The organism is Streptomyces sp. NBC_01166, from assembly GCF_045039765.1.
Taxonomy (GTDB): domain Bacteria; phylum Actinomycetota; class Actinomycetes; order Streptomycetales; family Streptomycetaceae; genus Streptomyces.
The window spans coordinates 4,524,766-4,547,897 of sequence record NZ_CP108613.1 but is presented as its reverse complement, the minus strand read 5'-3'; the positions used below and the strand labels follow the sequence as shown (position 1 = coordinate 4,547,897).

Sequence of the window (23,132 nt, the reverse complement as noted above, 5' to 3'; positions counted from 1 at the left end):
TCCGCGATGAGCGGTGAAGCGCAGCAGGAAGAACCGTCCGACGGTATCGCCGCCGCGAACAAGGAGGGCGGCGGCACCGTGCTGCCCGGTCCGTGGCCGCCGGCGTCCGCCGATGACGGGGCGCCGTCGGAGCCCGCCGCAGAGACCGACGCCGCGTACGCGGTCCCCCTGCAGCGCGAGGGGCGCGCCGGGTCGGCCGATCTGGGCCCCTCCGACGCGCAGTTGATCCAGGGCATGCGCGCCGGCGACGACCAGGCGTACGAGGAGCTCTTCCGGCGCCACTCCGGAGCGGTGGGTCGCTACGCCCGTACGTGCTGCCGGGACGCGCACACCGCCGACGATCTGACGGCCGAGGTGTTCGCCCGGACGCTGCAGGCGGTGCGCGGCGGGAAGGGGCCGGAGGAAGCCGTCCGCGCCTACCTCATGACGGCTGTCCGCCATGTCGCCGCGGCGTGGACCAAGAGCGCGAAGCGCGAGCATCTCGTCGACGACTTCGCGGTGTTCGCCGCGCAGGCCACCCGCTCCGCCGAGCTGTCGGAGACCGACACCCTCGACCTCGGCGCCGATGTGCTGGCCATGCACGAGGCAGACCGGTCGATGGCCATGCAGGCGTTCCGCAGCCTGCCGGAGCGCTGGCAGGCCGTGTTGTGGCACACCACCGTGGAGGAGGAGTCGCCGAGCGAGGTCGCCCCCCTCTTCGGCCTGACGGCCAATGCCACCGCGGTGCTGGCCGTCAGGGCCCGTGAAGGGCTCAAGCAGGCGTATCTGCAGGCCCATGTGAGCCAGTCGCTGACAGCCGGCGGCGACTGCGCCCGGTACGCCGACCGGCTCGGCGCCCATGCCCGGGGCGGTCTCCGGACCCGGGCGGAGCGCGGGCTGCGCAAGCATCTGGACGAGTGCGCGAAGTGCCGGATCGCCGCCGGTGAGCTGGACCGTGTGAACGCAGGCATCCCGGCGCTGCTTCCCGTCGCCGTCATCGGCTGGTTCGCCGCGGGCTATTCGCTCAAGGCGGCCGGCATCGTGGCGGGCGGCGCGGCGGGAGCGGCCGGCGCAGGAGCCGCCGCCGCTGCGACGGGCGGTGCGTCCTCCGGGGGAGGCACGGCGGGCGGCGCCGCCGCCTCGGAAGGCCTCGGCGCTCCGCTGAAGGCGGGAATCGCGGCCGCGGTGGCCGCGGTGGCCGCCGCCGGTCTCGTATGGGCCCTGGTTGGCGAGGACCGGCCCGCGCCGGAGGAGAAGCCGGTGGCCAAGCCGCCGGTCGCGGCACCCGCCGCCCCCACTCCCCCGCCGGAGCCGACACCGAGCCCGCGGCCGCCGGCCCCGCCCGCCGCACCGGCGCCCGAGGCGCCGCCCGCCACGGAGCCCACTCCGACGCCGACTCCCACGCCGACACCGGCACCGACGCCGCCCCCTGAGAAGAAGCCGACACCGGCCCCCACGCCCACCCCGGCCCCGGCCCCCTCCGCCCCGAAGGAACCGCCGCCGCCCGCGCCGGAGGTCTACCAGGTCAACGAGCTGGCGTACTCCCTCACCGGCGATCACACGGGTCCCGAGATCCTGCTCGGCCGGAGCAGCGGTGTGTTCTGGCAGCGCAACGGGCTGTCGATCGCCTCCACGACGTACGCCCACGGGGTGACCGCCCCCTCCACCTCCTCGGTCGCCGTCCAGCTCAACCGGGCGTGCACCCGCTACGAGGCGATGGCCGGGGTCGACGACCTGACCCTGGGGATCGGCGCCGTGCGTTTCTCCGTGCGTGACGACGACGGGACGCCGCTGTGGCAGTCCCCGGTGCTGCGGGGCGGTGAGCCCGCCGTACCGGTGAGCGTCGGCATCGCGGGCCGGGAGACCATCCGGCTCGTCGTGGAGCCCTCGGGGCCGCTCGGCGGGGTCGCGCTGGCCGACTGGGCGCAGTCGCGCATCAACTGCGGCTGAGCCCCTCGGCGGCCTCGGTCAGGAGGCCGAGGACCTCGTCCGGTGTCAGTCCGACCCCCAGGGCGCTCTCCTCCTCGTACCGCCCGGGGCCGAGTTCCTCGCGCAGCCGCTCCACCGCCGCGGCCACCTCGCTCTCCTCCACCGCCGAGCGGGGGCCGTTCGCCCGCCAGGTGGAGGACGCCGCGAGGATCCGGGCCGACGCCGTGAACAGGTCCAGGCGGACCAGGATGGTGCCGGCCGCTTCCGCCAGGTGGGCGGTGAAGTTGTCCGCGCATCCGGACGTCACGGCCAGGCGCAGCGCCTCGGTCACGCCGCGCAGTCCCTCGGCGGGCCCGCCGGACGGTTCGTGCACCCTGACGCGCGCCGAGACCCCGAGGACGGCTGCGGCGAACTGTGGCGGCCGCGCGCCGTACGACCGGCCGTCGAGCGCGGCGTCGGCGTACCTGCGCGCCTGCGGGATGTCGCCCGCTGTCAGTGCGACGGAGGACCGCAGGAAGTCCACGTACGCCAGGGCGTCCAGCACGTGCTGGCGCTCCGCCTCCGCCTCCGCCACGTCCAGGCTCTTCATCGCGGTGTCCAGGTCCCCGGCGCGGTAGGAGAGTTCGGCGAGGCGGGCGAGCAGGAAAGGCGTCTCCGCGTACGCGCCGACCTCCCGGGCCAGCTCCAGTGCCTCCTGGTAGGCGGCGCGCGACTCCTCGTACCTCCCCCGGTTCATCCCCGCCTCGGCGACGGCGCTAGCGACCTGGGCGAGAAGGAAGCGGTCGCCGACGCGACGGCTCAGCACGCGCAGCTCGGCGATGTCCTCGTCGATGCCGTCCATGCCCTGAGGTGTGTCGATCAGCATGTGCGTACGGGCCATCAGAGCGACGCCGTACTCCCAGTCGCCGCCGTACGCCCGGGAGTTGGCGACGGCCACGTCGTAGTGCGTCATGTCGAAGGTGTGCTCGCGGCGCATGTGCGAGGTCATCGGCCAGAGCAGCCCGGGGAAACGGGCGGATTCCGGGCCGCCCGATCCGAAGACCTCGGCCACCCGGCTGACCAGCGCCTGGAATTCCTCGTCCTCGTGCATGTTCTCGACCGGACGGCTCTCCACCGCGAGGAAGAACCGCAGCATGTGGGCGCGCATGCGGGGCCAGTAGCGGGGGTCGGCCGGGTCCTGCGGGTCCTCGCCGAGAGCGGCGGCCCGGTTGGCCCACGCCATGCCCTCGGTGCGGAAGTTGCGCACCCACCAGAACCATCCCATGGCGAGCACCAGGCGCAGCGCCTCCTGTTCGGAGGGGCGCGCGACGACCGTGCGGTGCAGGGCGGCGCGGATGTTGTCCAGGTCCGTCTCCAGGCGCCGGATCCAGGGCAGCTGTCCCCCGGAACGCAGCTGGGGGTCGGCCTCCTCGGCGAGCGCGGTGAAGTGGGCGGTGTGGGCCGAGGCGGCGGCCTCCCGGATGCCGGGCGTCTCGGCGGCCCGCTCCGCGGCGTATTCGTGGATGGTTTCCAGGAGGCGGTAGCGCATCTCCGTGCCGTCCGTGGGGGCCGCGACCACGAGTGACTTGTCGACGAGGGCGCCGAGCAGGCCGGCGGCGTCCGGGCCGGTCACCGCTTCGGCCGCGGCCAGGTCCCATCCGCCGGCGAAGACGGAGACCTGGCGCAGCAGGGTCCGCTCGTCCTGGGACAGCAGTTCCCAGGACCAGTCCACCACGGCCCGGAGCGTCTGCTGGCGGGGCAGCACGGTGCGGCTGCCGCTGGTGAGCAGCCGGAAGCGGTCGTCGAGGCGGTCCGCGATCTGGCGCGGGGTGAGCAGCCGGAGCCGGGCGGCGGCCAGCTCGACGGCGAGCGGGAGACCGTCGAGCCGACGGCAGATCTCGGCGATGGCCGCCGGGTTGCCGGCCGCGTCGGCGCCCGGGTCGAAGTCCGGCCGCACTGCGCGGGCCCGCTCGGCGAACAGGCGGTGCGCGGGTTCCGGCGGCAGGGGGTCGACGGGGCGGACGGTCTCGCCGGGCACGCCGAGGGGCTCGCGGCTGGTGGCGAGGATCCGCAGCCCGGGACAGCGCGTGAGGAGTGTCTCCGCGAGCGCCGCCGCCGCGTCGACGACGTGCTCGCAGTTGTCGAGCACGAGGAGGAGCGGGCGGTGACGCGACTGGTGGGCGAGGTGCTCGACCAGCCGCTCGGTGGGGTCCGCCGACGCGGGGTGTCCGTCGCGGGAACCACTCCGCAGCAGGGCCGTCTCGCGCAGTCCGAGGGCGGAGAGCACGGCCCCCGGCACGGCGGAGGGGTCGTCGAGCGGGGCGAGTTCGACGATCCAGGCGGCGCCCTGCCCGGCCGCGGACTCCTCCGCCAGCCTGGTCTTGCCGGAGCCGCCGGGGCCCGTGAGCGTGACGAGGCGGGCCCGCGACAGGTCGGAGCGGATGAGGCGGAGTTCGGGCTCGCGGCCGACGAAGGAGGTGAGCCGGGGGCGGAGGTTGCCCTCGGCCGGCGTACGGACGTCCGGGGCCGGCACGGGTTGCCGGCCGGGGCCGAGGAGTTCCCGGTGGAGGGTGGTGAGCTCCGGTCCCGGATCGGTGCCCAGACCGTCCGCGAGGGCCCGGCGGGCCTCTTCGTACGCGGCGAGCGCGTCGGCATGCCGGCCCTCGGCGCGCAGGCCGCGGAGCAGTTGGGCGTGCAGCGGCTCGTGGTACGGGTGGGCGGCGGTGAGCTCCCTGAGCTCCGGTACGAGGCCGGCCGTGGCCCCGCGCCGGAGGTCGGCCTCGATGCGCTGCTGGTGCGCGGTGAGCCGACGGGCCTCTGCCCGGACCCCGTGCTCGTGCCCGGGGAGATCGGCGAGCGCGGGGCCGCGCCACAGGGCGAGCGCGGTGCGCAGGGTGCGGGCGGCGTCCTCGGGAGCACCCGCGTCGAGCTCGGCTGCGCCCCGGCGGGCGAGCCGCTCGAAGACGTACAGGTCGATGTCGTCGGGCGCAGCGGTGAGCCGGTAGCCGCCCGGGGTGCCGGCGACCGTCTCCCGGCCGAGGACCCGCCGCAGCCGTCCGACGAGGGCCTGGAGGGCGCCGGGGGCGTCCTGCGGGGGACCGTCGGTCCATACGTCGTCGATGAGCCCGGCGACGGTCGCCGGGCGCCCCGCACGCAGGGCGAGAGCGGCGAGCAGGGCACGCAGCCGCACGCCGCCGACGGGCAGCACACCGCCGTGCTCGTCGCGCGCCTCGGTGACGCCCAGGATCAGATACCGCACCTGGCCATTGTGTCCCCGGAGGGCGCGGGTGAAGTGCCCTCAGGGCTGCAGGGTGCGGCGGGCCGGGACGACGCCGCCCGCCACCGCTCGCTGCCGCGGGGCCGCCGTGCCGGTCCAGCAGGTGCCCCGGCGGGTGACCAGACGGCGGAGCCAGAGTTCCGTGGACGCCAGCTCGGCCAGGCCGTCCAGGGGGAGTGGCTCGCCCTCGGAGGCCGCGCGCAGTGCCTTGCGCACGACGCGTGCCTCGATCAGGCCCGCGTCGGCCAGCAGCGGGGCGTCGAAGAGGGCGATCAGATCCGGAAGGGCGGCACGCAGGCCGATGCGTCCGGCGGCGTTCGAGGTGGCCTGTGACGGCGTGCCCCAGCCGGGCGGAAGGTCGTGGATACCGGCGCCCGCGAGGACCCGGCGCAGGATCGCGGCGCGGGCGCCCGGCTGGACCCGCAGCGATTCCGGGAGGGCGCGGGCGGCCCGTACGACCTGGTTGTCGAGGTAGGGGGCGTGCAGCCGCTGGCTGCGGATCTCCGCGGCCTGCTCGAGGATCCGCTGGTCGGCCGCGTGCCGGGCCAGCGCCGCGCGGGCCCTGGCCTCCCCCGGGCGCTGGACCGAGGCGGGCCGGATGGCCGCCTCCTGGAGACGAACCGATACTTCCGCGAGAGCCTCCCCGGTGAGCCAGCGCGCGGCCGGCCCCGGCCGGGACCAGGCGAGGGAGGCGAGCGAGGCGTCGGCCGGGGTGTCGAGGTCGGGGGCGTCACGATTGGCGTCGGGCAGCAGGGACGCCGCCGTCTCGAGCCCGGTGCGGTACGACGTACGGGCCAGCCTGCGGGCGGCCCGGTAGACGGCCAGTGGCACGAACAGGGAGTGCGTGGAGGGCCCTTCGGCCCTGGCGAGCGCGGCGACGGGCCGCAGCAGGTGGCGTCTGCGCCGGTCCATGAGGAGGTCGGCGAGCCGCGCCGGATGGGCGTCCAGGACCTGACGGGCGCCGTGGCCGACGAAGTGGTCCGCGCTGCCCGCGGCCAGCCGGCGGCGGTGGCGTTCGGCGACGACGAGGGACGGGGCGGGCTCGTCGGTGAGAGGGCCGCTCTCCAGGGACGCGTACGGCAGGGCCTCCTCGCCCGCCGCCACGACCACATGGTGCAGGCGGGGGTTGGCCGCGATGACCCGGGCGCGCTCCAGCTCGTCCTCGCGGCCGTGCGTGGACAGATCGTTGAAGGTGACGGCGAGGAGCCGTTCGCCGGCCCCCGTGCCGTGGCCCAGCACGGTGCCCGGCAGCCCGGGCAGCCCCGCGGCCAGCAGGGCGAGCGTGGCGGAGGCGCTGCCCCCGGAGAGGTCCGCGCCGATGCCGGGTACGGGCGCCCCACGGGCCGCGCGGCGTTCGGCGGGCCCCATGCCGGGTACGGGCCCGGGATCGGGCGGCATGGTCTCCGGGGCGTGGCGGGGGGCCGTGAGCCGTGCCCGTACGGCGTCGACGAGCGCGTCCCGCACGCCTTCGACGGCACTCACCGGATCGGTCTGGGCGGCCGCCACGGCCAGCGAGGCCACCGCCTCGTACCCGGTGATCTCGCGCGAGCCCTCGCGGAGGATCAGCGCGTGCCCGGGCGGGATCCGCTTCACTCCCGCGTACGGTGTGCCGTCGCCCAGCGCCTCCGGCGTCTCGGGGCAGGCCAGCAGCGCGGCAAGGTGGCCGATGTCCAGCTGCGCCTCGATGAGGTCGGCGAGCGGGAGGGCGGCGGTGGCGTACGCGGTGCCGTTGGCCCAGGGCGTGTGGAAGACGGGCCGGGCTCCGGCGAGGTCTCCGGCGACGGTGATGCGGCGGCCGATCTGCACGACGGCCGTGTAACTGCCGGACCAGGCGGTGAGATGCCGCAGCGCCCCGCCACGGGCGGCCAGCAGCCCGACGCGGAGCTGTTCGTCGGTGGCCCCGCAGCAGCCGAGGACGGCGAGGCGGGTGGTGGGCGCCCCCTCGGGGGTCGCGACCGTGATGATGCGGATCTCGTCAGGGCGCCAGTCCCCCACGGCCCAGAGCGGATCCGGGTCCCCCCACAGGAGTTGGGAACCCACCGGCTGGACGGTGCGCCCTTCCCCGTGGTGGCCGACCGCGCCCACGGTGCCGAAGCTCGCGGCGATACTGCTCCACCCCACCAACCAACGCATCGCCGCCTCCACAGGCTGTGGACGAACCGGCGTACCAGGACACGGGAACGCCGTTGCGGGACATGCTGCCACGACAACGGCGCCCTGGAGGGGGTACGGGCGGCGCACACCGGATGCGCATGCGCCCCTGGCAAGAGCCTGGCCACGGCTCCGCCCGGCCCTCCACAACGGAAGCGGATCTTCCGGGAGTTGCGGCGTCCGGCTCGGAGCCCCGCCCCTGCCCCGGCCGAGGCGCGGAACAGACGCAATCCGGCCATAGTCGGGCGGCTTCGCCACGCCCCGCCCGACCGGCGCTATTCGGCCATTCTCGGATCGCGACGGAACCGGGAGTTTCGCTCAGGACAGCGCGCCGAGGGCGCACACCGCACGTCCCTCCCGGAGCTGTTCGCGGGTCTCCCGGGGGTTCACGGCTCCTCCCCGGATCACCGTCCGAGGTGCGGCGACGTGCGGGCCGGCGCATCCCCCCGGTGCGCCGGCCCGCACGACCGCTTCTCCGAACCCCGCCCGTGCGGCGCACAGTCCGGGAGGTGTTCGTCACCTCCCGGACCGGTTCGCCGCCCGCGGGGATTGGGGCGGCGGTCTCCCCCAGCCCGCCGAGTCCAGTTCAGCGGGCCGACCCACGCAGGATCCATCGAAGCGCTTGCGCAACGGCCGGACCAGAGCGCACGGCCGGGCGCACGGCCACACATCAGGAGCACGGCGCCCACGCCCCGCACCGCACGGACAACATTCCCGCCATACGGAGGTCTGCCCCTTAACGGTGGGGATGCGGCGAACTACGCTGGGTTTACCGATGTTCTCAGCAGGGCGGCATATTCCACGGGGCTCGGCCAAATGCGTGTGCGGCCGGAGTGCCCAGGACCGTACCTGGGGAGAACACGGTACGAATGCCGCGCGCCTGACGGTGACGCGGCGGCCGTCTGTGTGTCGAGGGGTGGCGCATGTCCAGGGAGCAACGCGGGCCGAACGAGAAGCTCGGCACGGTTCTCGCCCTCGCGGGAATCAGCAACGCCGGGCTCGCCCGGCGGGTCAACGACCTCGGAGCACAGCGCGGTCTGACGCTTCGTTACGACAAGACGTCGGTGGCCAGGTGGGTCGCCAAGGGCATGGTGCCGCAGGGCGCCGCGCCCCATCTCATCGCGGCGGCGATAGGGGCCAAACTCGGCCGTCCCGTCCCGCTGCACGAGATCGGGCTCGCCGACGCCGATCCGGCGCCGGAGGTCGGTCTCGCCTTCCCCCGCGACGTGGGTGAGGCGGTCCGCTCGGCGACGGATCTGTACCGGCTGGATCTGGCGGGCCGACGGGGCGGCGGAGGGATCTGGCAGTCGCTGGCGGGTTCCTTCGCCGTGAGCGCCTATGCGACCCCCGCGTCCCGCTGGCTCATAACCCCCGCCGATCCGTCGGTCGCACGGGACCCGACCGCCGCGCAGGCCGCGATCCTCGGCACGGAGGGCGCACCCGGCGCGCAGGCCGGCGTGCCCGTCCAGCCCGGCCCGGACACCGCCGCCGACGGCCCGCTGCTGCGCGTCGGCCACAGCGACGTGACCAAGCTGCGCGAGGCAGCCCAGGACGCACGCCGGTGGGACTCCAAGTACGGCGGCGGCGACTGGCGTTCCTCCATGGTCCCGGAGTGCTTACGGGTCGACGCCGCCCCGCTCCTGCTGGGCTCGTACAGCGACGAGGTGGGCAGGGCGCTCTTCGGTGCCTCCGCCGAGCTGACCAGGCTCGCCGGGTGGATGGCCTTCGACACCGGCCAGCAGGAGGCCGCCCAGCGCTACTACATCCAGGCGCTGCGCCTGGCCCGTGCCGCCGCCGACGTGCCGCTGGGCGGATACGTCCTGGCGTCGATGTCCCTCCAGGCGACCTACCGGGGCTTCGCCGACGAGGGCGTCGACCTCGCGCAGGCCGCGGTCGAGCGCAACCGCGGGCTCGCCACCGCGCGGACCATGAGCTTCTTCCGGCTCGTGGAGGCGCGCGCCCACGCGAAGGCAGGCGACGCACCGGCCGCGGGGGCCGCTCTGCGGGCCGCCGAGAGCTGGCTGGAGCGCTCCCGGGCCGGCGATTCCGACCCGGCGTGGCTCGGGTTCTACTCGTACGACAGGTTCGCCGCCGACGCCGCCGAGTGCTACCGCGACCTGAAGGCGCCCCGGCAGGTGCGGCGCTTCACCGAGCAGGCCCTGTCGAAACCCACGGACGAGTTCGTCCGCTCCCACGGGCTGCGGCTCGTCGTGTCCGCGGTCGCCGAGCTGGAGTCGGGCAACCTCGACGCCGCCTGCGCGGCCGGGACGCGGGCGGTGGAGGTGGCCGGACGCATCTCCTCGGCGCGCACCAACGAGTACGTACGCGACCTGCTGCACCGCCTGGAACCGTACGGGGACGAGCCCCGCGTGGCCGAGCTGCGGGAACGGGCCCGTCCGCTCCTCGTCGCCCCGGCATAGGCCCTCCCGGGCGGGACCCCGGGACTCCACCGGTACGCCCCGGTTTCGCCGGATCTTCGCCCGATCCGGGGAAGGTCCGGAGCAGAAACGTCCCGCCACGCAGACGCCTTCCCTGGTTTGAGCCCGTTGTCAGTGGGTCAGTGCACTATCGGGGTGGGAGGTGGCGTGATGATGACGCACGCGGCGTACGACTGCGATGTGCTGGTGATCGGTGGCGGAATCGTCGGTCTGTCGACCGCGTACGCGATCACGCGCACCGCGCCAGGGACCCGGGTCACGGTGCTGGAGAAGGAGTGGGGCCCGGCCAAGCACCAGACGGGACGCAACAGCGGGGTGATCCACAGCGGCATCTACTACGCGCCGGGCTCGCTCAAGGCGCGCTACGCGGTGCGGGGCGCCGCCGAGCTGGTGGACTTCTGCACGGAGCACGAGATCGCCCATGCGGTGACGGGCAAGCTGATCGTCGCGACCGACAGGGGAGAGCTGCCCCGGCTGCACGCCCTGGTGCAGCGCGGACGGGCGCACGGCCTGCCGGTCCGGGAGCTCGGCCCCGCCCAGATCGCGGAGTACGAACCACGGGTGCGCGGCCTCGCGGCGATCCGGGTGGGGACGACGGGGGTGTGTGACTTCACCGCGGTCGCCGTCCGGTTCGCCGCGGAGGTGAGCGCCTCGGGCGGACAGATCCGTTACGGCGCGGAGGTCGTCGCCGTCGACCGGCGCCCCTGGGGTGTCGCGGTGCGCACGGCCGACGGCCAGGTGGTCAGGGCCCGTGTGCTGGTCAACTGCGCGGGGCTGCACAGCGACCGGGTGGCCCGGCTCGCGGGCGACGACCCGGGCGCGCGCATCGTGCCGTTCCGCGGGGAGTACTACGAGCTGGCCAGGCCGGAGCTGGTGCGCGGGCTGGTCTATCCGGTCCCGGACCCTGCGTTCCCCTTCCTCGGGGTCCATCTGACCCGGGGCGTCGACGGCGCGGTCCACGTCGGTCCGAACGCCGTGCCGGCCCTGGCCCGCGAGGGATACGGCCGGGCGGTCGTCCACCCGCGCGAGCTGGCCGCCACCCTGGCCTGGCCCGGCTCCTGGCGCATCGCCCGGCGCCACTGGCGGTACGGGGCGGGCGAGGTGCACAGATCGCTGTCGAAGAGCGCGTTCACGCGGGCCGTCCAGCGGCTGCTGCCGGAGGTGACGGAGGCCGATCTGCGGCCCTCCCCGGCCGGGGTCAGGGCCCAGGCGGTCCTGCGGGACGGCACGCTGGTGGACGACTTCCTGATCCGGGACGCCCCGCACACCGTGCACGTGCTGAACGCCCCGTCCCCCGCCGCGACCGCGTCCCTGCCCATCGGGAGGGAGGTGGCGCGACGGGCCCTGCTGCGGGCTCGCGCGACGGGGTGGGCGCCTCCCGCCGTAGAATCGGGTCATTGTGTCTGAGCCCCTGAACCCCACCCCAGAGACGCCCGGCCCCGCCGCGGAGACGCCCGGCCCCGCCGCGGAGACGCCCGGCGCCACGCCGGAGACCGGCCCCGGTGCCACGCCGGACGCGGACGCCGCGGAGCGGCGCGCCGCCTCCTTCGAGCGACAGCGCAGGCTGCGCCAGGAGCCCCGCTTCCCCGGCGGCCCGGCCGCCGACCCGGCGGGCTCGCACCACGAGCGCCGGATCCGCAGCTTCCAGCCCCGCCGCAGCCGGGTGACCGCCGGCCAGGAGGACGCTCTCCAGCGGCTGTGGCCCAAGTGGGGCCTGGACATCGACGGCAAGGGCGTCCTCGATCTCCCCACCCTGTTCGACGGCCTTCCGGTGGTCCTGGAGATCGGCTTCGGGATGGGCGAGGCGACGGCGCAGATGGCGGCCGACGACCCCGGCACCGGGATCCTGGCCGTCGACGTCCACACCCCCGGCCAGGGCAACCTGCTGGGTCTCGCGGACCGGGCCGGGGTGTCCAACGTCCGTGTCGCCAACGGCGACGCGATCATCCTGCTCCGCGAGATGCTGGAGCCGGCCGCTCTGGACGGGCTCCGGGTGTATTTCCCCGATCCCTGGCCCAAGAAGCGGCACCACAAGAGGCGGCTGATCCAGCCGGAGTTCCTCGACCTGGTGGCGCGGCGCCTGAAGCCGGGCGCGCTCGTCCACTGCGCGACGGACTGGGAGCCGTACGCGGAGCAGATGCTGGAAGTCCTGACGGCCCACCCCCTGTTCGAGAACACCCAGGCGGACGGCGGCTACGCGCCACGGCCCGCGTTCCGGCCGCTGACCCGCTTCGAGGGCCAGGGCCTGGACAAGGGCCATGTCGTGCACGACGTGCTGTTCACCCGTCGCTGATCAGCCACGGCCCGCCATCTCGGCCACGGCGGCATGGCCAGGTGTCAGTGACCCTGGTTAGGGTCGTCGGGTGTACCAGGGGTCCGTGCAGCACCAGCAGCCGGACGTCCCGGTTCTCGAGGAGCAGAAGCTCGACGAGTTCCTGGGCGCCGTCCCGGAGCGAGGCCAGTGGCGTTACCGGCCCCGCCGCGTCGGCATGGTCTGGCGCAGCAAGGCGTTCCGCGCCGGTGCGCTGATCACGGTGCTCGCGCTCTGCGGTCTGGTGATCCTGGCCCTGGTGCGCCGGCAGACGGGCACGGAGGGCTTCCTGGTGGGGCTGGGGCTGGCCGTGCTGCCCGTGCCGCTGCTGATGGCGGCCTTCCGCTGGCTCGACCGGGTCGAGCCCGGCCCCTGGCGGAATCTGCTGTTCGCGTTCTCCTGGGGCGCGTGCGCCGCGGCGCTCGTGGCGATCATCGCCAACTCCTTCGCGACCCGGTGGATAGCGACAGCCACCGCGGATCCGGCGAGCGCCGACACCCTCGGGGCCACGGTCGTCGCCCCTGTCGTCGAGGAGAGCGCGAAGGCCATCGCGGTCCTGCTGATCTTCCTCTTCCGCAGACGGCAGTTCGGCGGGATCGTCGACGGGATCGTGGTCGCCGGGTTCACCGCGACCGGTTTCGCCTTCACCGAGAACATCCTCTACCTGGGCAACGCCTTCGGCGAGGACCAGCAGATGGGGACCACGGGCTTCGCCTCGGTGACGGCGGGGACGTTCTTCGTCCGCGTGGTCATGTCGCCGTTCGCGCACCCCTTGTTCACCGTGCTCTCCGGCATCGGCTTCGGCATCGCGGCGCTCGGCGGCTCACGCCACCGGGTGCGCCGGGTCGTCCTGCCCCTGCTCGGTCTCACCCTCGCCATGGGCATGCACGCCCTGTGGAACGGCTCGTCGGCCTTCGGACCGTACGGCTTCTACGCGGTGTACGGCGCGTTCATGGTGCCGTGTTTCGGACTGGTGACCTGGCTGGCGGTCTGGTCGCGCCAGCGGGAGCTGCGCACCCTCTCCACCGAGCTGCCGGTGTACGCGGCGGCCGGCTGGCTGACCCCCGCCGAGCCGCTCGCCCTGGCCTCGATGCGGGCGCGGGGCATGGCCCGCGACATGGCCAGGCACTGGAACAGCCACCCGGACCGAGCACGGGGCAGGGCCGCGGCCCGCGCCGTCGCGGAGTACGAGTCGTTCGCCACGTCCCTGGCCATGCTGCGCCGGAGGGCACGCCATGACGGCGCGGGCCGGGACTTCGCCCTCCGCGAGCAGGAGTTGCTGCACCATCTGTGGCACCGCCGGGAGATCGCGGCGCCGGCTCTGACGTACGCGGCCCACGCGACGGGGCGGCTACGCGCCTCCCGCCCGTCGGCGCCGCCGCCGTTCCCCCGTCAGTTCCCGTACGGCGGCCCGCCGCAGCACCTCCCCGCACCGCACCGGCACTACGGCGGCCACAACCCGTACCTGGAGGAGGGCGGGCGCCCCACCGGTCCCTCCTAGGCGGATGCCTCGGTCAGCTCCGCCAGCTCCCGGTCGGTCAGCCGGAGTTCCGCCACCGCCACCAGCGCCGGCAGCTGCTCGACCGTACGCGCGGAGGCGATGGGCGCGGCCACGGTCGGCTGCGAGGCCAGCCAGGCGAGGGCCACGGTGGCGATCTCGGCACCGTGCTCCTGGGCGATCCTGTCGAGCGCCGTGAGCACCTTGCGCCCGCGCTCGGTCTCCAGGTGCTTGGCCGCGCCCTCGGCCCGCGCGCTGTCGACCGAGGCGCCCACCCGGTACTTGCCGGTGAGGAAGCCCGAGGCCAGCGCGAAGTACGGGACGGCGGCGAGACCGGAAGCGGCCGCCGTGTCCTGGAGCGCGCCCTCGTAGGTGTCACGCGAGACGAGGTTGTAGTGCGGCTGCAGCGCGACGTAGCGGGCGAGGCCCTCTCGCTCGGAGAAGTCCAGGGAGGCCTGGAGCCGCTCGGGGCTGATGTTGGAGGCGGCGATCTCCCGGACCGTGCCCGCCTTCACCAGCTGGTCGAGCGCGGTGATGATCTCCTCGACGGGGACGCTCTCGTCGTCGAAGTGCGTGTAGTAGAGGTCGATGTGGTCGGTGCCGAGCCGGCGCAGGGACGCCTCGGCCGCCGCCTTGATCGTGGTGGGCGAGAGGCCCTTGTACGCGGGATGGGCGCCGACCTTCGTGGCGATGACGACATCGTCGCGGCGGGAGCGGGCCGCCAGCCACTTGCCGATGAGGGTCTCCGACTCACCGCCCTCGTTGCCCGGGACCCAGGCGGAGTAGGAGTCGGCCGTGTCGATGAAGTTTCCTCCGGCCGCCACGTACGCGTCGAGAACCGCGAAGGTGCGGTCCTCGTCGGCCGTCCAGCCGAAGACGTTGCCACCGAGGGCGAGGGGAAAGACCTGAAGGCTCGATGAACCGAGCGGGCGCAGAGAAGTCATACCCGGCAACAACGATCCGACTGAGGCCACTATTCCGTTTACGGCCCCGGAGAGACCGGCGGCCCTGACGTCGGGGGGTCGTGCGTCAGGGCCGCCGGGGTTCCGGTGCGCCGCCTGCGGCGTCGACGTCCGAACGGCATCGGTCAGCCGGTCCGAACAGGATCGGCCGGTGTCCGAGCGGGATCAGTCAGCGTCCGAGCGGGATCAGACCGAGAGACCCTTGCTGCTCAGCCAGCCCATCGGGTCGATGCCGGTGCCGTCCGGGGTGTGGACCTCAAGGTGGAGGTGCGGTCCGGTCACGTTGCCGGTGGCGCCGACGCGGCCGATGGTCTCGCCGGTGGTGACCTTCTGTCCGGCGGTGACGTCCATCGAGGACTGGTGGCAGTACCAGATCTCCGTGCCGTCATCGAGCTCCAGGACCGTGCGGTAGCCGTACGAGCCGGACCAGCCGGCCGACTTCACGGTGCCGCTGTGCACGGCCTTGACCGGCGTGCCGGTCGGAGCCGCGAAGTCCAGGCCGGTGTGGTGGCCTGACGACCACATCGAACCGGACTGCCCGTAGGTCGAGGTGATGGTGTACGAGGAGGTCGGAATGGCGTAGCTGGCGGCGAGCTTGGCGAGGCGCTCGGCCTCGGCCTTCTTCTTCGCCGCCTCTTCGGCCGCCTTCTTCTTCGCGGCGGCCTTCGCCTCCGCCTCGCTCTGCTGCTTCGCCGCCTCGGCCGCGGCCGCCTCGGCCGCCGCCTGCTCCTCCGCGGCCTTGGCCTCGGCCTCGGCTCCGGCCTGCTGCTGCTCGGCCTGCTGGAGGATGCGCGCGCGGAGCGCCTCGCCCGCGTCGGTGGTGCCCTGCTCGGCCTCGGCGGCGGTGATGCCCGCGCTGGTCAGCGGAGCGGACACGGCGACCGTCTCGTGGTCCGGGTCGGAGTCGCCGGACATGAAAGCACCCACGCCGGGAAGGGACTTGGCGTCGGGAAGATTGTCCGCGATGGAATCGGGAAGAGAAATGGAGACCGGCGGCTTGCTCTGCGCGGTGGCCATGCCACCCGCTCCGACGGCCGCGATGACGCCGACGCCGAGGACGGTGGAGCTACGGGCGAGACCGCGCTGCTTGGCTACGCGGTGCCGACCGCGTACGGGACGGATGGACTCCTCGGTGGGGTTCCATTCCTCCCAAGTCCTGTCCTCGTGACCGAGGCTGTCGGCCCTGAAGGATGACGGGGCCTCGGGGGCAGGCTGATTGGACGCCACGTGGGCGCACTCCTTTCCTTCCTTCTCGCCTACCGGGTTAGCTGACGGGTTCGGAGCAGGAAGGTCTCCTACGGACCCCTTCGCCTCTCGCGAGACACAGGTGTCCGATTCACCCCATGTAGGTGGTTCCCCGGTTCCCTTGCGGAATTCGGCGCTGCGCACGGTGCCGTCTCTGGCGACGGCGGGTACAACCGCGCTGCGTTATCGAACGTTAATAGACACCCGGGTCCGATTCCAAGCTGTTCCCTTAGATCAGTCGTGACTCCGGCCTGGACTTTCGGGTGCCAAACGGGCGCAAACGGGCGAGTTGAGCACCCCTCATCCGGCCAGCAGTTTCTGACGGTACGTCAAATGTTATGCGGAGCGAGGTCCTTCGACTACCGACGGTCGCGACCGGTCATTCACGGTCCCGCCCCACGATCTTCACCGTCGTCCGCCGCTCCTGCTGGCCCCGCGCCGGACGCCCGACCGCGAGGAGCGCCAGGTCGTCCGTCGACCGGCCGCCGGTGTGCAGCCGTACGTCGTCGGTGAGCGCGGACAGCAGTTCCTCCGGCCCCGGGAAGAGCCGGCCGCGCAGCCGGGCCGCCGGGTCGTAGAAGACGCCCTTCGCGTCCCGCGCCTCGGAGAGCCCGTCCGTGAACGCCAGGAACATCGACCCGGCCGGCAGTGTCCACTCGTCCGACCGGTCCGGCCACGCGTCCAGCCCCATCCCGAGCGGCAGCGCGGGCGCCGTCGGCGCCAGCACGTCGAGCGTCCCGTCCGCGTGCAGGACGAGCGGCTCGGGGTGCCCGCGGTTGACGACCCGCAGGACGTCCGAGCCGGACTGGATCTCCGCGACGACAGCGGTGACGAACCCCTCCATGGAGTCGAGCCCGCCCCGTCGCGAGCCCTCACGGGCCAGCGCCCGCTCCAGCCGCTGGACGACCCCCTCCAGCGACCTCTCCTGCTCGGCGGCCTCCCGGAACGCACCGATCACGACGGCCACCGCGGCCACGGCGTCCAGCCCTTTGCCCCGTACGTCCCCGAGGACCAGGCGCACCCCGTACGGCGTGTCCGCGACCGCGAACAGGTCGCCGCCGACGAACTCGTCCGCCTGGGCCGCCTCGTACCGCGCCGCGACCTGCAGCCCGCCGATCCGGTCCTCGGGCGTCGGGAGCACCGCGCGCATCGCGGTCTCCGCGATGACCCTCGCCGAGGCCAGCTGCTCGTTCCTGCGGCGCACGACGCGGTTGATGACGAGGGAGAGCGCGGCGACCGTGACCAGGGTGAGCAGATCGGTGACCGGCACGACCCTGCCGAGCTCCCCGTCCGAGATCCGGATGGCGAGCACCACGAGGATCGCGGTCACCCCGACGCGGACGGTGCTGGCCAGCGAGAAGAACGGTGCGGCGATCAGTGGCGCCGCCGCGAAGAGCGGAACGGCGGAGACCACGGTCGGGGTCGAGAGGTCGAGGACGACGCCGGCACCGATCATCAGAGCCGGCAGCGCACGCACGAAATTCCGGGAACGGGAGGCCCCAGGTGCGCTCCCCCGCCGTCCGTCCCGCTTCCCCACCTGTGCGCTCCTGCCCGCTCCACCCACGGGTGCGGACGGTACCGCGCCCCACCCAGGCTGGCCGGAGCCGCGCCGAACGGCGACTCGTCATCGGCCAAAGGGAGGAGCGCTCCGGAGCCCCCGCCCGCCGGTGGTCAGCCGGGGAGCCGGTGCTGCGCGTAGATCGTCAGTGCGTCCCGTACGAAGACGGCAGTTCCGTCCCCGTGGCGATCGTAGTTCCTCCCGAACCGGGGATCGGCGACGTACATCTCCCCGATGCCCGTCACATACGCGCGCGTGACCTCCATGGTCACCGACAGCCACTCGCAGTGCCGGCGCGCGATGTCCTGCACCTCGTCGCTGCCGGCCTCCAGGCCCGCCGCCCTGGCCTCCCCGTAGTCCCGGGCGATGGCATCGTGCGCGCCCTGGAAGCGCGCGCGCCCGTCCTCGCTCAGCCCGCGCCACCACCTGCCGCTCCGCTCGTACGCCTCCTTGCCCCAGCGCTCGGTGACCTCCTGCTCGTACACCGTGTGGTCGAAGCCGTCGAGCACTTCCTCGGCCATGAGTTCCTCCCCTTCCTCGGTCCTGCGGAGAGTGGTCCGCACCGAGGCGATCTGCCGCCCGATGCGCTCGCGCTCCTGCTCCAGCAGGCGCAGATGGGCCCGGAGCGCCGCCGAGGTGTCCCGCTGCCCTTCCAGCACGTCCTTGATCGCGGGCAGCGAGAGTCCCAGCTCCCGCAGGAGCAGGATGCGCTGGAGCCGGACCAGGGCCTCCTGGTCGTAATAGCGGTAGCCGTTGGCGCCCGTGCGGCTCGGCACGAGGAGACCGATGTCGCCGTAGTGCCGGAGAGTCCGGCTCGTGGTGCCGGCCCGCCGGGCGATTTCCTGGATGGACCACTCCATGCCGGAAACGCTAGATCTTTACGCAGCGTCAAGGTCAAGCGCCGCACGTACGGCCGGGTGACGACATACGACAGAGGCCCGGATCCTCGAAAGGATCCGGGCCTCTGTCTTCAGTAGCGGGGACAGGATTTGAACCTGCGACCTCTGGGTTATGAGCCCAGCGAGCTACCGAGCTGCTCCACCCCGCGCCGTTGTGATTGCAACTCTACGCCATCCGGGACGGTGCTCCGACCACTTATGGCCGCACCTGCCCCACCCCCCTCGCGACCGGGAACCCCTCGCCCCCGATGCTATGCGTCAACACAGGGCGCATACCTTGCAGTTGGCAGGCACAGTGACGTGCTCAAGGATGTTTCCGCACCCCCCGATCTCGCGTTTCGCCTGTCTGGACGGCTACTGGATGTCCACACCGCACATACCCGCCCCGATCGCCCCGCGGGACAACGCCTCGGCCGCGCCACAGGGCTGAGCCCACGCCGTGCCCCGGCCGGCACCGGGGCACGGCTCCGCGATTGCGCGGCATCCGGAGCGGCGGGACGCTGGAAGGGCAAGCCTTTCGGTGTTCGGTCCCGTCTGCGCGGCATCCCAGGTGCCGGCGTCGGCCCAGCTGCCCCACCCGACGCGGGGGTGTGCCAGGAGAGGCCGGGCGCATGCGTGCGCTAGGAGACGATCATGGACGGCACCCTGCTCGAAACGATGAGAACGGCTCTGCGCGGCCCGGTCATCGGCCCGGACGACCAGGAGTACGGGCAGGCCCGGGCGGTCTACAACGCCATGATCGACAAGAGGCCGGCGGCCGTGGTCCGGTGCCGCGACACGGCGGACGTGATGGCGGCCGTCGACTTCGTCCGCGACAACGGCCTGGACGTCGCCGTCCGGGGCGGCGGGCACAGCGGCCCCGGCCTCGGCCTCGGCCTCCGGGACGGTGCCGTGACGCTCGACCTCTCGCCGATGCACGGCGTACGGGTCGACCCGGCCACCCAGACCGCCCAGGCGGACGGCGGCGCGACGCTGGGCGACCTCGACCACGTCACGCATGCCTTCGGCCTCGCCACCCCGTCGGGGATCATGTCCACCACCGGCGTCGGCGGGCTCACCCTCGGCGGCGGCCACGGCTATCTCACCCGGAAGTACGGCCTCTCGGTGGACAACCTGGTCTCCGCGGACGTGGTCCTGGCCGACGGCAGCTTCGTCGCCACGAACCCGAGCGAGCACCCCGACCTGTTCTGGGCGCTGCGCGGCGGCGGCGGCAACTTCGGCATCGTCACGTCGTTCGACTTCGAGCTGCACCCCGTCGACACAGTGGGTGTCGGCATCACCGTCTGGCCCCTGGAGCTCTTCCAGGACGTCATGCGCTGGTACCGCGACTTCCTGCCGCAGGCACCCGACGACCTGTCCGGCTTCTTCGCCTCGCTGAGCGTCCCGCCGGGCCCGCCCTTCCCCGAGGAGATACACGGGCAGAAGATGTGCGGGGTCGTCTGGTCCTCGACGGCCGACCCGGACTCCCTGGGCGAGACCCTCGCGGTGGTGAACGAACCGGGGCCGCCCGCCTTCCACTTCACGGCGCCGATGCCCTATCCGGCGCTGCAGTCGATGTTCGACGCACTGATGCCGTCCGGCCTCCAGTGGTACTGGCGCGGGGACTTCTTCGACCGGATCACGGACGACGCCGTCGACGTGCACGCCGCCTTCGCCGAGAAGCTCCCCACCGGCCTGTCGACCATGCACCTGTACCCGGTCGACGGAGCCGCCGGCCGGGTCGGCCCCGACGACACCGCCTGGGCCTACCGTGACGCGCTCTGGTCGGGCGTCATCGCCGGCATCGACCCCGATCCGGCCAACGCGGCGGCGCTGCGGGAGTGGGCCGTAGGCTACTGGGAGGCGCTGCACCCGTACTCCATGGGCGGCGGCTACGTGAACTTCCTCGGCACGGACGAGTCCCAGGACCGGGTCCGGGCCACCTACCGCGGCCACCACGACCGGCTCGCGGAGATCAAGCGATCCTACGACCCGCACAACCTCTTCCACGCAAACCAGAACATCGAGCCCGCACCGCCGCACTGACCGTCACGCCGGGCTCGGAATACCGGGGGAAAGCCGTGCTGGGAGGGTTACAGTCTGCATGCACCGCTTGATGATCCGGACGCCCCCGGAGCGGCGCGGCACCGGTAGCGGCACATCGTCGCCCTGCCGGTCAGGACCGGTCCGGCATGCACCGCAGCGATTCGGTCACGGGGCTCTCACCGCACACCTACGTACAGGACACCTGAGATGACCGACACGCCTGCCCGCACGGCCCAGCGCCACCACGACGCGGCCTCCGCGGCCACGATCGCCGACACGGGCGCCTCGTCGCCGCTGCCCACTCCGCAGTACGCGGGCCTGTTCATCGAGCCCGACCTGCCCCCGGTCGCCGACGAGCCCGAGTGACCGGGCTGCCGTGACCGGCCCCGCGGGTCCGGCCCGGAGCGGCCGGCCCGAGTGACCGGTACGGCCGCACGGTCGTTGGGAGACCATGCGCATCCGTATCGGCGTGGTCGTCCTCGCAGTGGTCCTGCTGATCGCCGCGTTCATCTCGAACATCCCGACAGAGGCCGAGACCGAGGCGGCCTGCCGGCGGGCCCTCGACAACACGTCGACGTGGACCTTCCGGCCGGACGTCTGCCTGGACGTGTCCGCGGAGACCTACCGGACGTTCCTCCTGATGTACCAGTTGCGGGAGGAGGGCCTGGACTGAGGGGGATGGCGGGCCTCCGGCCCGTCAGCCCTGCTGTTCCTTCCACTCCGCCTGGGCCTCGTCGAGGTCCTCTGCGAACGTGTCCAGGAAGTCCTTGGCGCTCGTCTTGCCGAGCAGCACCTTCTGGAAGCCCGATTCGCTGTCGGCCTTGGACAGGGTGTTCCAGTCCGGCAGGTAGTAGGGCAGCTGGACGATCTTGGTGTCGCCCGAGAACAGCGCCTCGGCACCCAGCTTGGTGGTCTCGGCCTTGTCGAGCCAGGGGTCCTCGGCGGCCTCCTTGTTGGCCGGGATCAGGCCCGCGGACTCGCTGAACTTGGAGTTCGAGGCGTGGGACGCGGCGAACTCGATGAACTTCCAGGCCGCCGCCTTGTTCTCGGACGACTTGAGCAGCCCCAGACCGGAGACCGGGTTGGAGACCATCACCCGGGTGCCGTCGGCCAGTTCGGGCTGCGGGATGCCGCGGAACTTGTCGGCGCCGAGCGAGCTCACATGGTCCTGGTAGGACCCCAGGTTGTGGTTGAGCATGGCGATGCTGCCGGAGTCGAACTGGGCGACCATCTTGGTGAAGTCGTTGTTGAGGTCGGCCTCCGGTGTGACCTTCCTGTACAGGCCCGCGTACCTCTCCAGTGCCGCCACGTTCTTCGGGTCGTTGACCGTCGTCCGCGTGCCGGAGGCGTCCCAGAACGAATCGATGCCCGACTGCCCGTACATCGCGTCCAGCGCCTGCGCGATCGAGCCCGGGCCGCCGCGGATGGTGTAGCCGAACCGGTTCTTCTGCCGGTCCGTCAGCTTCGCGGCGGACTTGTAGAAGTCGTCCCAGGTGTCCGGCTCGCCCAGCCCGGCCTTCTTGAACAGGTCCGTACGGTAGTAGAGGACGCCGTTGGTGGCGGAGATCGGCACCGTGTACATCTCGTCCCGGCCGGCGGCGCTCCGCACGTTCTCGATCATCGCCTCGTTGAGCTTGCCCTTCAGGGAGCTCGCCTCGACCCGGTCGTCCAGCGGCTCCAGCGCGTCCTGCGCGGTGATCCCGGCGACCATCGCGGCCCCCACGCCCCCGACGTCCGGCAGACCGCCGCCCTGGATGGCGGTGTCGTACTTGGACTGGGCCTCGGTGGACGCGATCCCCACGTACTGCACGTCGATGTCCGGGTTCGCCTTCTCGAAGTCGGCGATGATCTCCTTCCAGATCGCCGTACGGACGCCCCCGTTCTCGTCCCAGAACACGATCTTCCCGGTGCCCGAGCCCTCCGAGCCCTTGGCGCCGGTGATCCCGCTGCCGTCGTCACCGCAGGCGGTGGCCGTGAGGGCCAGGGCGGAGACCAGGGATATCGCGGCGGCGAGACGGCTGTTGCGGGGTTTGATCATGGTCGGCTCTCTTCTCTGAGTGCTCACCTGCGGGGCGCTCGGCACCATGCCGCCGCAACGTGTAGCCGTGGGGGGGGATGCTCGGCTCTCATATCGCGTCTCATATATGACATACGAAGGCAACGCGAAGAACGTAAAGTCGGCCCGCTCCCAGGGTCAATGCCCGTGCAGCAGAAAATTCCCCGGCCCCGCACGCCGACGCGAGGCGCCCCACCGGCCGCGTCTTCACGGCACCTGCCGATTTGCATCACGCACATGATGTGGCCTATGCACTTTGCCATGACCATACGATGAAGTCGGCACGTACAACGGCACGACGAGACACCGGCCTCGCCCGGCAGGAAGCAGGAGGTGCCCGCGCATGAACAGGGCAACGCAAGAGGTCGAGTACGAGCAGATGCTGCTCAGTCGTCACGGCCTGCTCACCCACAGAAAGGGACGCCGCAAGGACGGCCTCCTGGAGCGGAGTGCGTACGTCCTGCTCAGCCGCATCCGTGTCCAGGGCCCGATGTCCGTCGGCGAGCTCAGCGAAGCCTTCGATCTCGACGTCTCCACCCTCAACCGGCAGACCGCCGCGGTCATGCGCGCCGGCTTCGTGGAGCGCATCCCGGACCCGGACGGGGGCATGGCCCGCAAGTTCCGCATCACCGAGGAGGGCGCGAGGACTCTCGACGCGGAACGCGAGGGCATGGTCAGCTCACTGCAGCGGGTCATGGCCGACTGGCCCGACGAGGACATCTCCGCCTTCGCCGGCTATCTGCGCCGCTTCAACACCGACCTCGAACGCCTCGGCGGCCGCCCCTGGCCACGGCCCTGAGCCGACGGCACGGAGGAAGGGGCGCC

Annotated in this window: 16 protein-coding genes, 1 tRNA gene and 1 riboswitch; of the genes, 9 read left to right on the top strand and 8 right to left on the bottom strand. The window is 72.8% G+C overall.

Translation table 11 applies throughout. The annotated features are described in order from the left end of the window. Positions 1-6: 6 nt before the first annotated feature. On the top strand, positions 7-1,929 hold the full coding sequence (locus tag OG379_RS20855) for a sigma-70 family RNA polymerase sigma factor (RefSeq protein WP_405664675.1): 1,923 nt from the start codon (positions 7-9) through the stop codon (positions 1,927-1,929). On the opposite strand, the gene OG379_RS20850 is transcribed toward OG379_RS20855, so the two are convergent. Together OG379_RS20850 and OG379_RS20845 are read right to left on the bottom strand one after the other, a co-directional pair. Next, on the bottom strand, positions 1,916-5,146 hold the full coding sequence (locus OG379_RS20850) for an ATP-binding protein (protein WP_405664674.1): 3,231 nt from the start codon (positions 5,144-5,146) through the stop codon (positions 1,916-1,918). The genes OG379_RS20855 and OG379_RS20850 overlap by 14 nt on opposite strands. A 39-nt stretch (positions 5,147-5,185) precedes the next feature. Further along, a complete protein-coding gene (locus OG379_RS20845) occupies positions 5,186-7,297 on the bottom strand; it encodes an asparagine synthase-related protein (protein ID WP_405664673.1) in 2,112 nt (703 codons plus the stop codon). Positions 7,298-8,238: 941 nt separating this feature from the next. Between OG379_RS20845 and OG379_RS20840 the strand changes: the two genes are divergently transcribed. From OG379_RS20840 to OG379_RS20825, 4 genes are all read left to right on the top strand, one after another. Next, positions 8,239-9,735, top strand: a complete 1,497-nt coding sequence (locus tag OG379_RS20840; RefSeq protein WP_405664672.1) for a sporulation protein — start codon at positions 8,239-8,241, stop codon at positions 9,733-9,735. Positions 9,736-9,903: 168 nt separating this feature from the next. After that, positions 9,904-11,160 carry an L-2-hydroxyglutarate oxidase gene (gene lhgO / locus OG379_RS20835; protein WP_405664671.1) on the top strand — a complete coding sequence of 419 codons (1,257 nt, stop codon included), beginning with the start codon at positions 9,904-9,906 and terminating at the stop codon, positions 11,158-11,160. Further along, entirely contained in the window at positions 11,153-12,046 is an 894-nt protein-coding gene (gene trmB / locus OG379_RS20830) for a tRNA (guanosine(46)-N7)-methyltransferase TrmB (protein WP_405664670.1), read from the top strand. Before lhgO ends, trmB begins: the two co-directional genes overlap by 8 nt. 70 nt (positions 12,047-12,116) lie before the next feature. After that, the gene (locus tag OG379_RS20825; protein WP_405664669.1) at positions 12,117-13,565 is read left to right on the top strand and encodes a PrsW family intramembrane metalloprotease; all 1,449 of its coding nucleotides are present in this window, start codon (positions 12,117-12,119) and stop codon (positions 13,563-13,565) included. Here the strand turns inward: OG379_RS20825 and OG379_RS20820 are convergent. From OG379_RS20820 to OG379_RS20800, 5 genes are all read right to left on the bottom strand, one after another. Beyond that, positions 13,562-14,506 (bottom strand): aldo/keto reductase, encoded by a 945-nt coding sequence (locus OG379_RS20820; protein WP_405664668.1) that lies wholly within the window; start codon positions 14,504-14,506, stop codon positions 13,562-13,564. The two genes, OG379_RS20825 and OG379_RS20820, sit on opposite strands and share 4 nt — an antisense overlap. 204 nt (positions 14,507-14,710) lie before the next feature. Next, entirely contained in the window at positions 14,711-15,751 is a 1,041-nt protein-coding gene (locus OG379_RS20815; RefSeq protein ID WP_405664667.1) for a M23 family metallopeptidase, read from the bottom strand. 11 nt (positions 15,752-15,762) lie between these two features. After that, positions 15,763-15,915: riboswitch (cyclic di-AMP (ydaO/yuaA leader) on the bottom strand. A gap of 233 nt (positions 15,916-16,148) precedes the next feature. Then, positions 16,149-17,306 (bottom strand): PP2C family protein-serine/threonine phosphatase, encoded by a 1,158-nt coding sequence (locus OG379_RS20810; RefSeq protein WP_405664666.1) that lies wholly within the window; start codon positions 17,304-17,306, stop codon positions 16,149-16,151. A 134-nt stretch (positions 17,307-17,440) separates the two neighbouring features. After that, a complete protein-coding gene (locus OG379_RS20805; RefSeq protein WP_405664665.1) occupies positions 17,441-18,187 on the bottom strand; it encodes a MerR family transcriptional regulator in 747 nt (248 codons plus the stop codon). Positions 18,188-18,301: 114 nt separating this feature from the next. After that, positions 18,302-18,375 (bottom strand) — tRNA-Met (locus OG379_RS20800). Positions 18,376-18,859: 484 nt separating this feature from the next. On the opposite strand from OG379_RS20800, the gene OG379_RS20795 reads away from it, so the two are divergent. The 3 genes from OG379_RS20795 to OG379_RS20785 all read left to right on the top strand — a co-directional run bounded on the left by OG379_RS20795 (position 18,860) and on the right by OG379_RS20785 (position 20,924). Further along, complete coding sequence (locus OG379_RS20795) at positions 18,860-20,251, top strand: FAD-binding oxidoreductase (RefSeq protein WP_405664664.1); 1,392 nt, start codon at positions 18,860-18,862, stop codon at positions 20,249-20,251. A 207-nt stretch (positions 20,252-20,458) separates the two neighbouring features. Next, on the top strand, positions 20,459-20,617 hold the full coding sequence (locus OG379_RS20790; RefSeq protein ID WP_393766209.1) for a hypothetical protein: 159 nt from the start codon (positions 20,459-20,461) through the stop codon (positions 20,615-20,617). Positions 20,618-20,702: 85 nt separating this feature from the next. Next, the gene (locus OG379_RS20785) at positions 20,703-20,924 is read left to right on the top strand and encodes a hypothetical protein (protein ID WP_104787660.1); all 222 of its coding nucleotides are present in this window, start codon (positions 20,703-20,705) and stop codon (positions 20,922-20,924) included. A 24-nt stretch (positions 20,925-20,948) separates the two neighbouring features. Here the strand turns inward: OG379_RS20785 and OG379_RS20780 are convergent, their stop codons facing one another. Continuing rightward, positions 20,949-22,289 carry an ABC transporter substrate-binding protein gene (locus OG379_RS20780; protein ID WP_405664663.1) on the bottom strand — a complete coding sequence of 447 codons (1,341 nt, stop codon included), beginning with the start codon at positions 22,287-22,289 and terminating at the stop codon, positions 20,949-20,951. Positions 22,290-22,650: 361 nt separating this feature from the next. On the opposite strand from OG379_RS20780, the gene OG379_RS20775 reads away from it, so the two are divergent. Beyond that, entirely contained in the window at positions 22,651-23,106 is a 456-nt protein-coding gene (locus OG379_RS20775; RefSeq protein ID WP_362936210.1) for a MarR family transcriptional regulator, read from the top strand. Positions 23,107-23,132 lie beyond the last annotated feature (26 nt).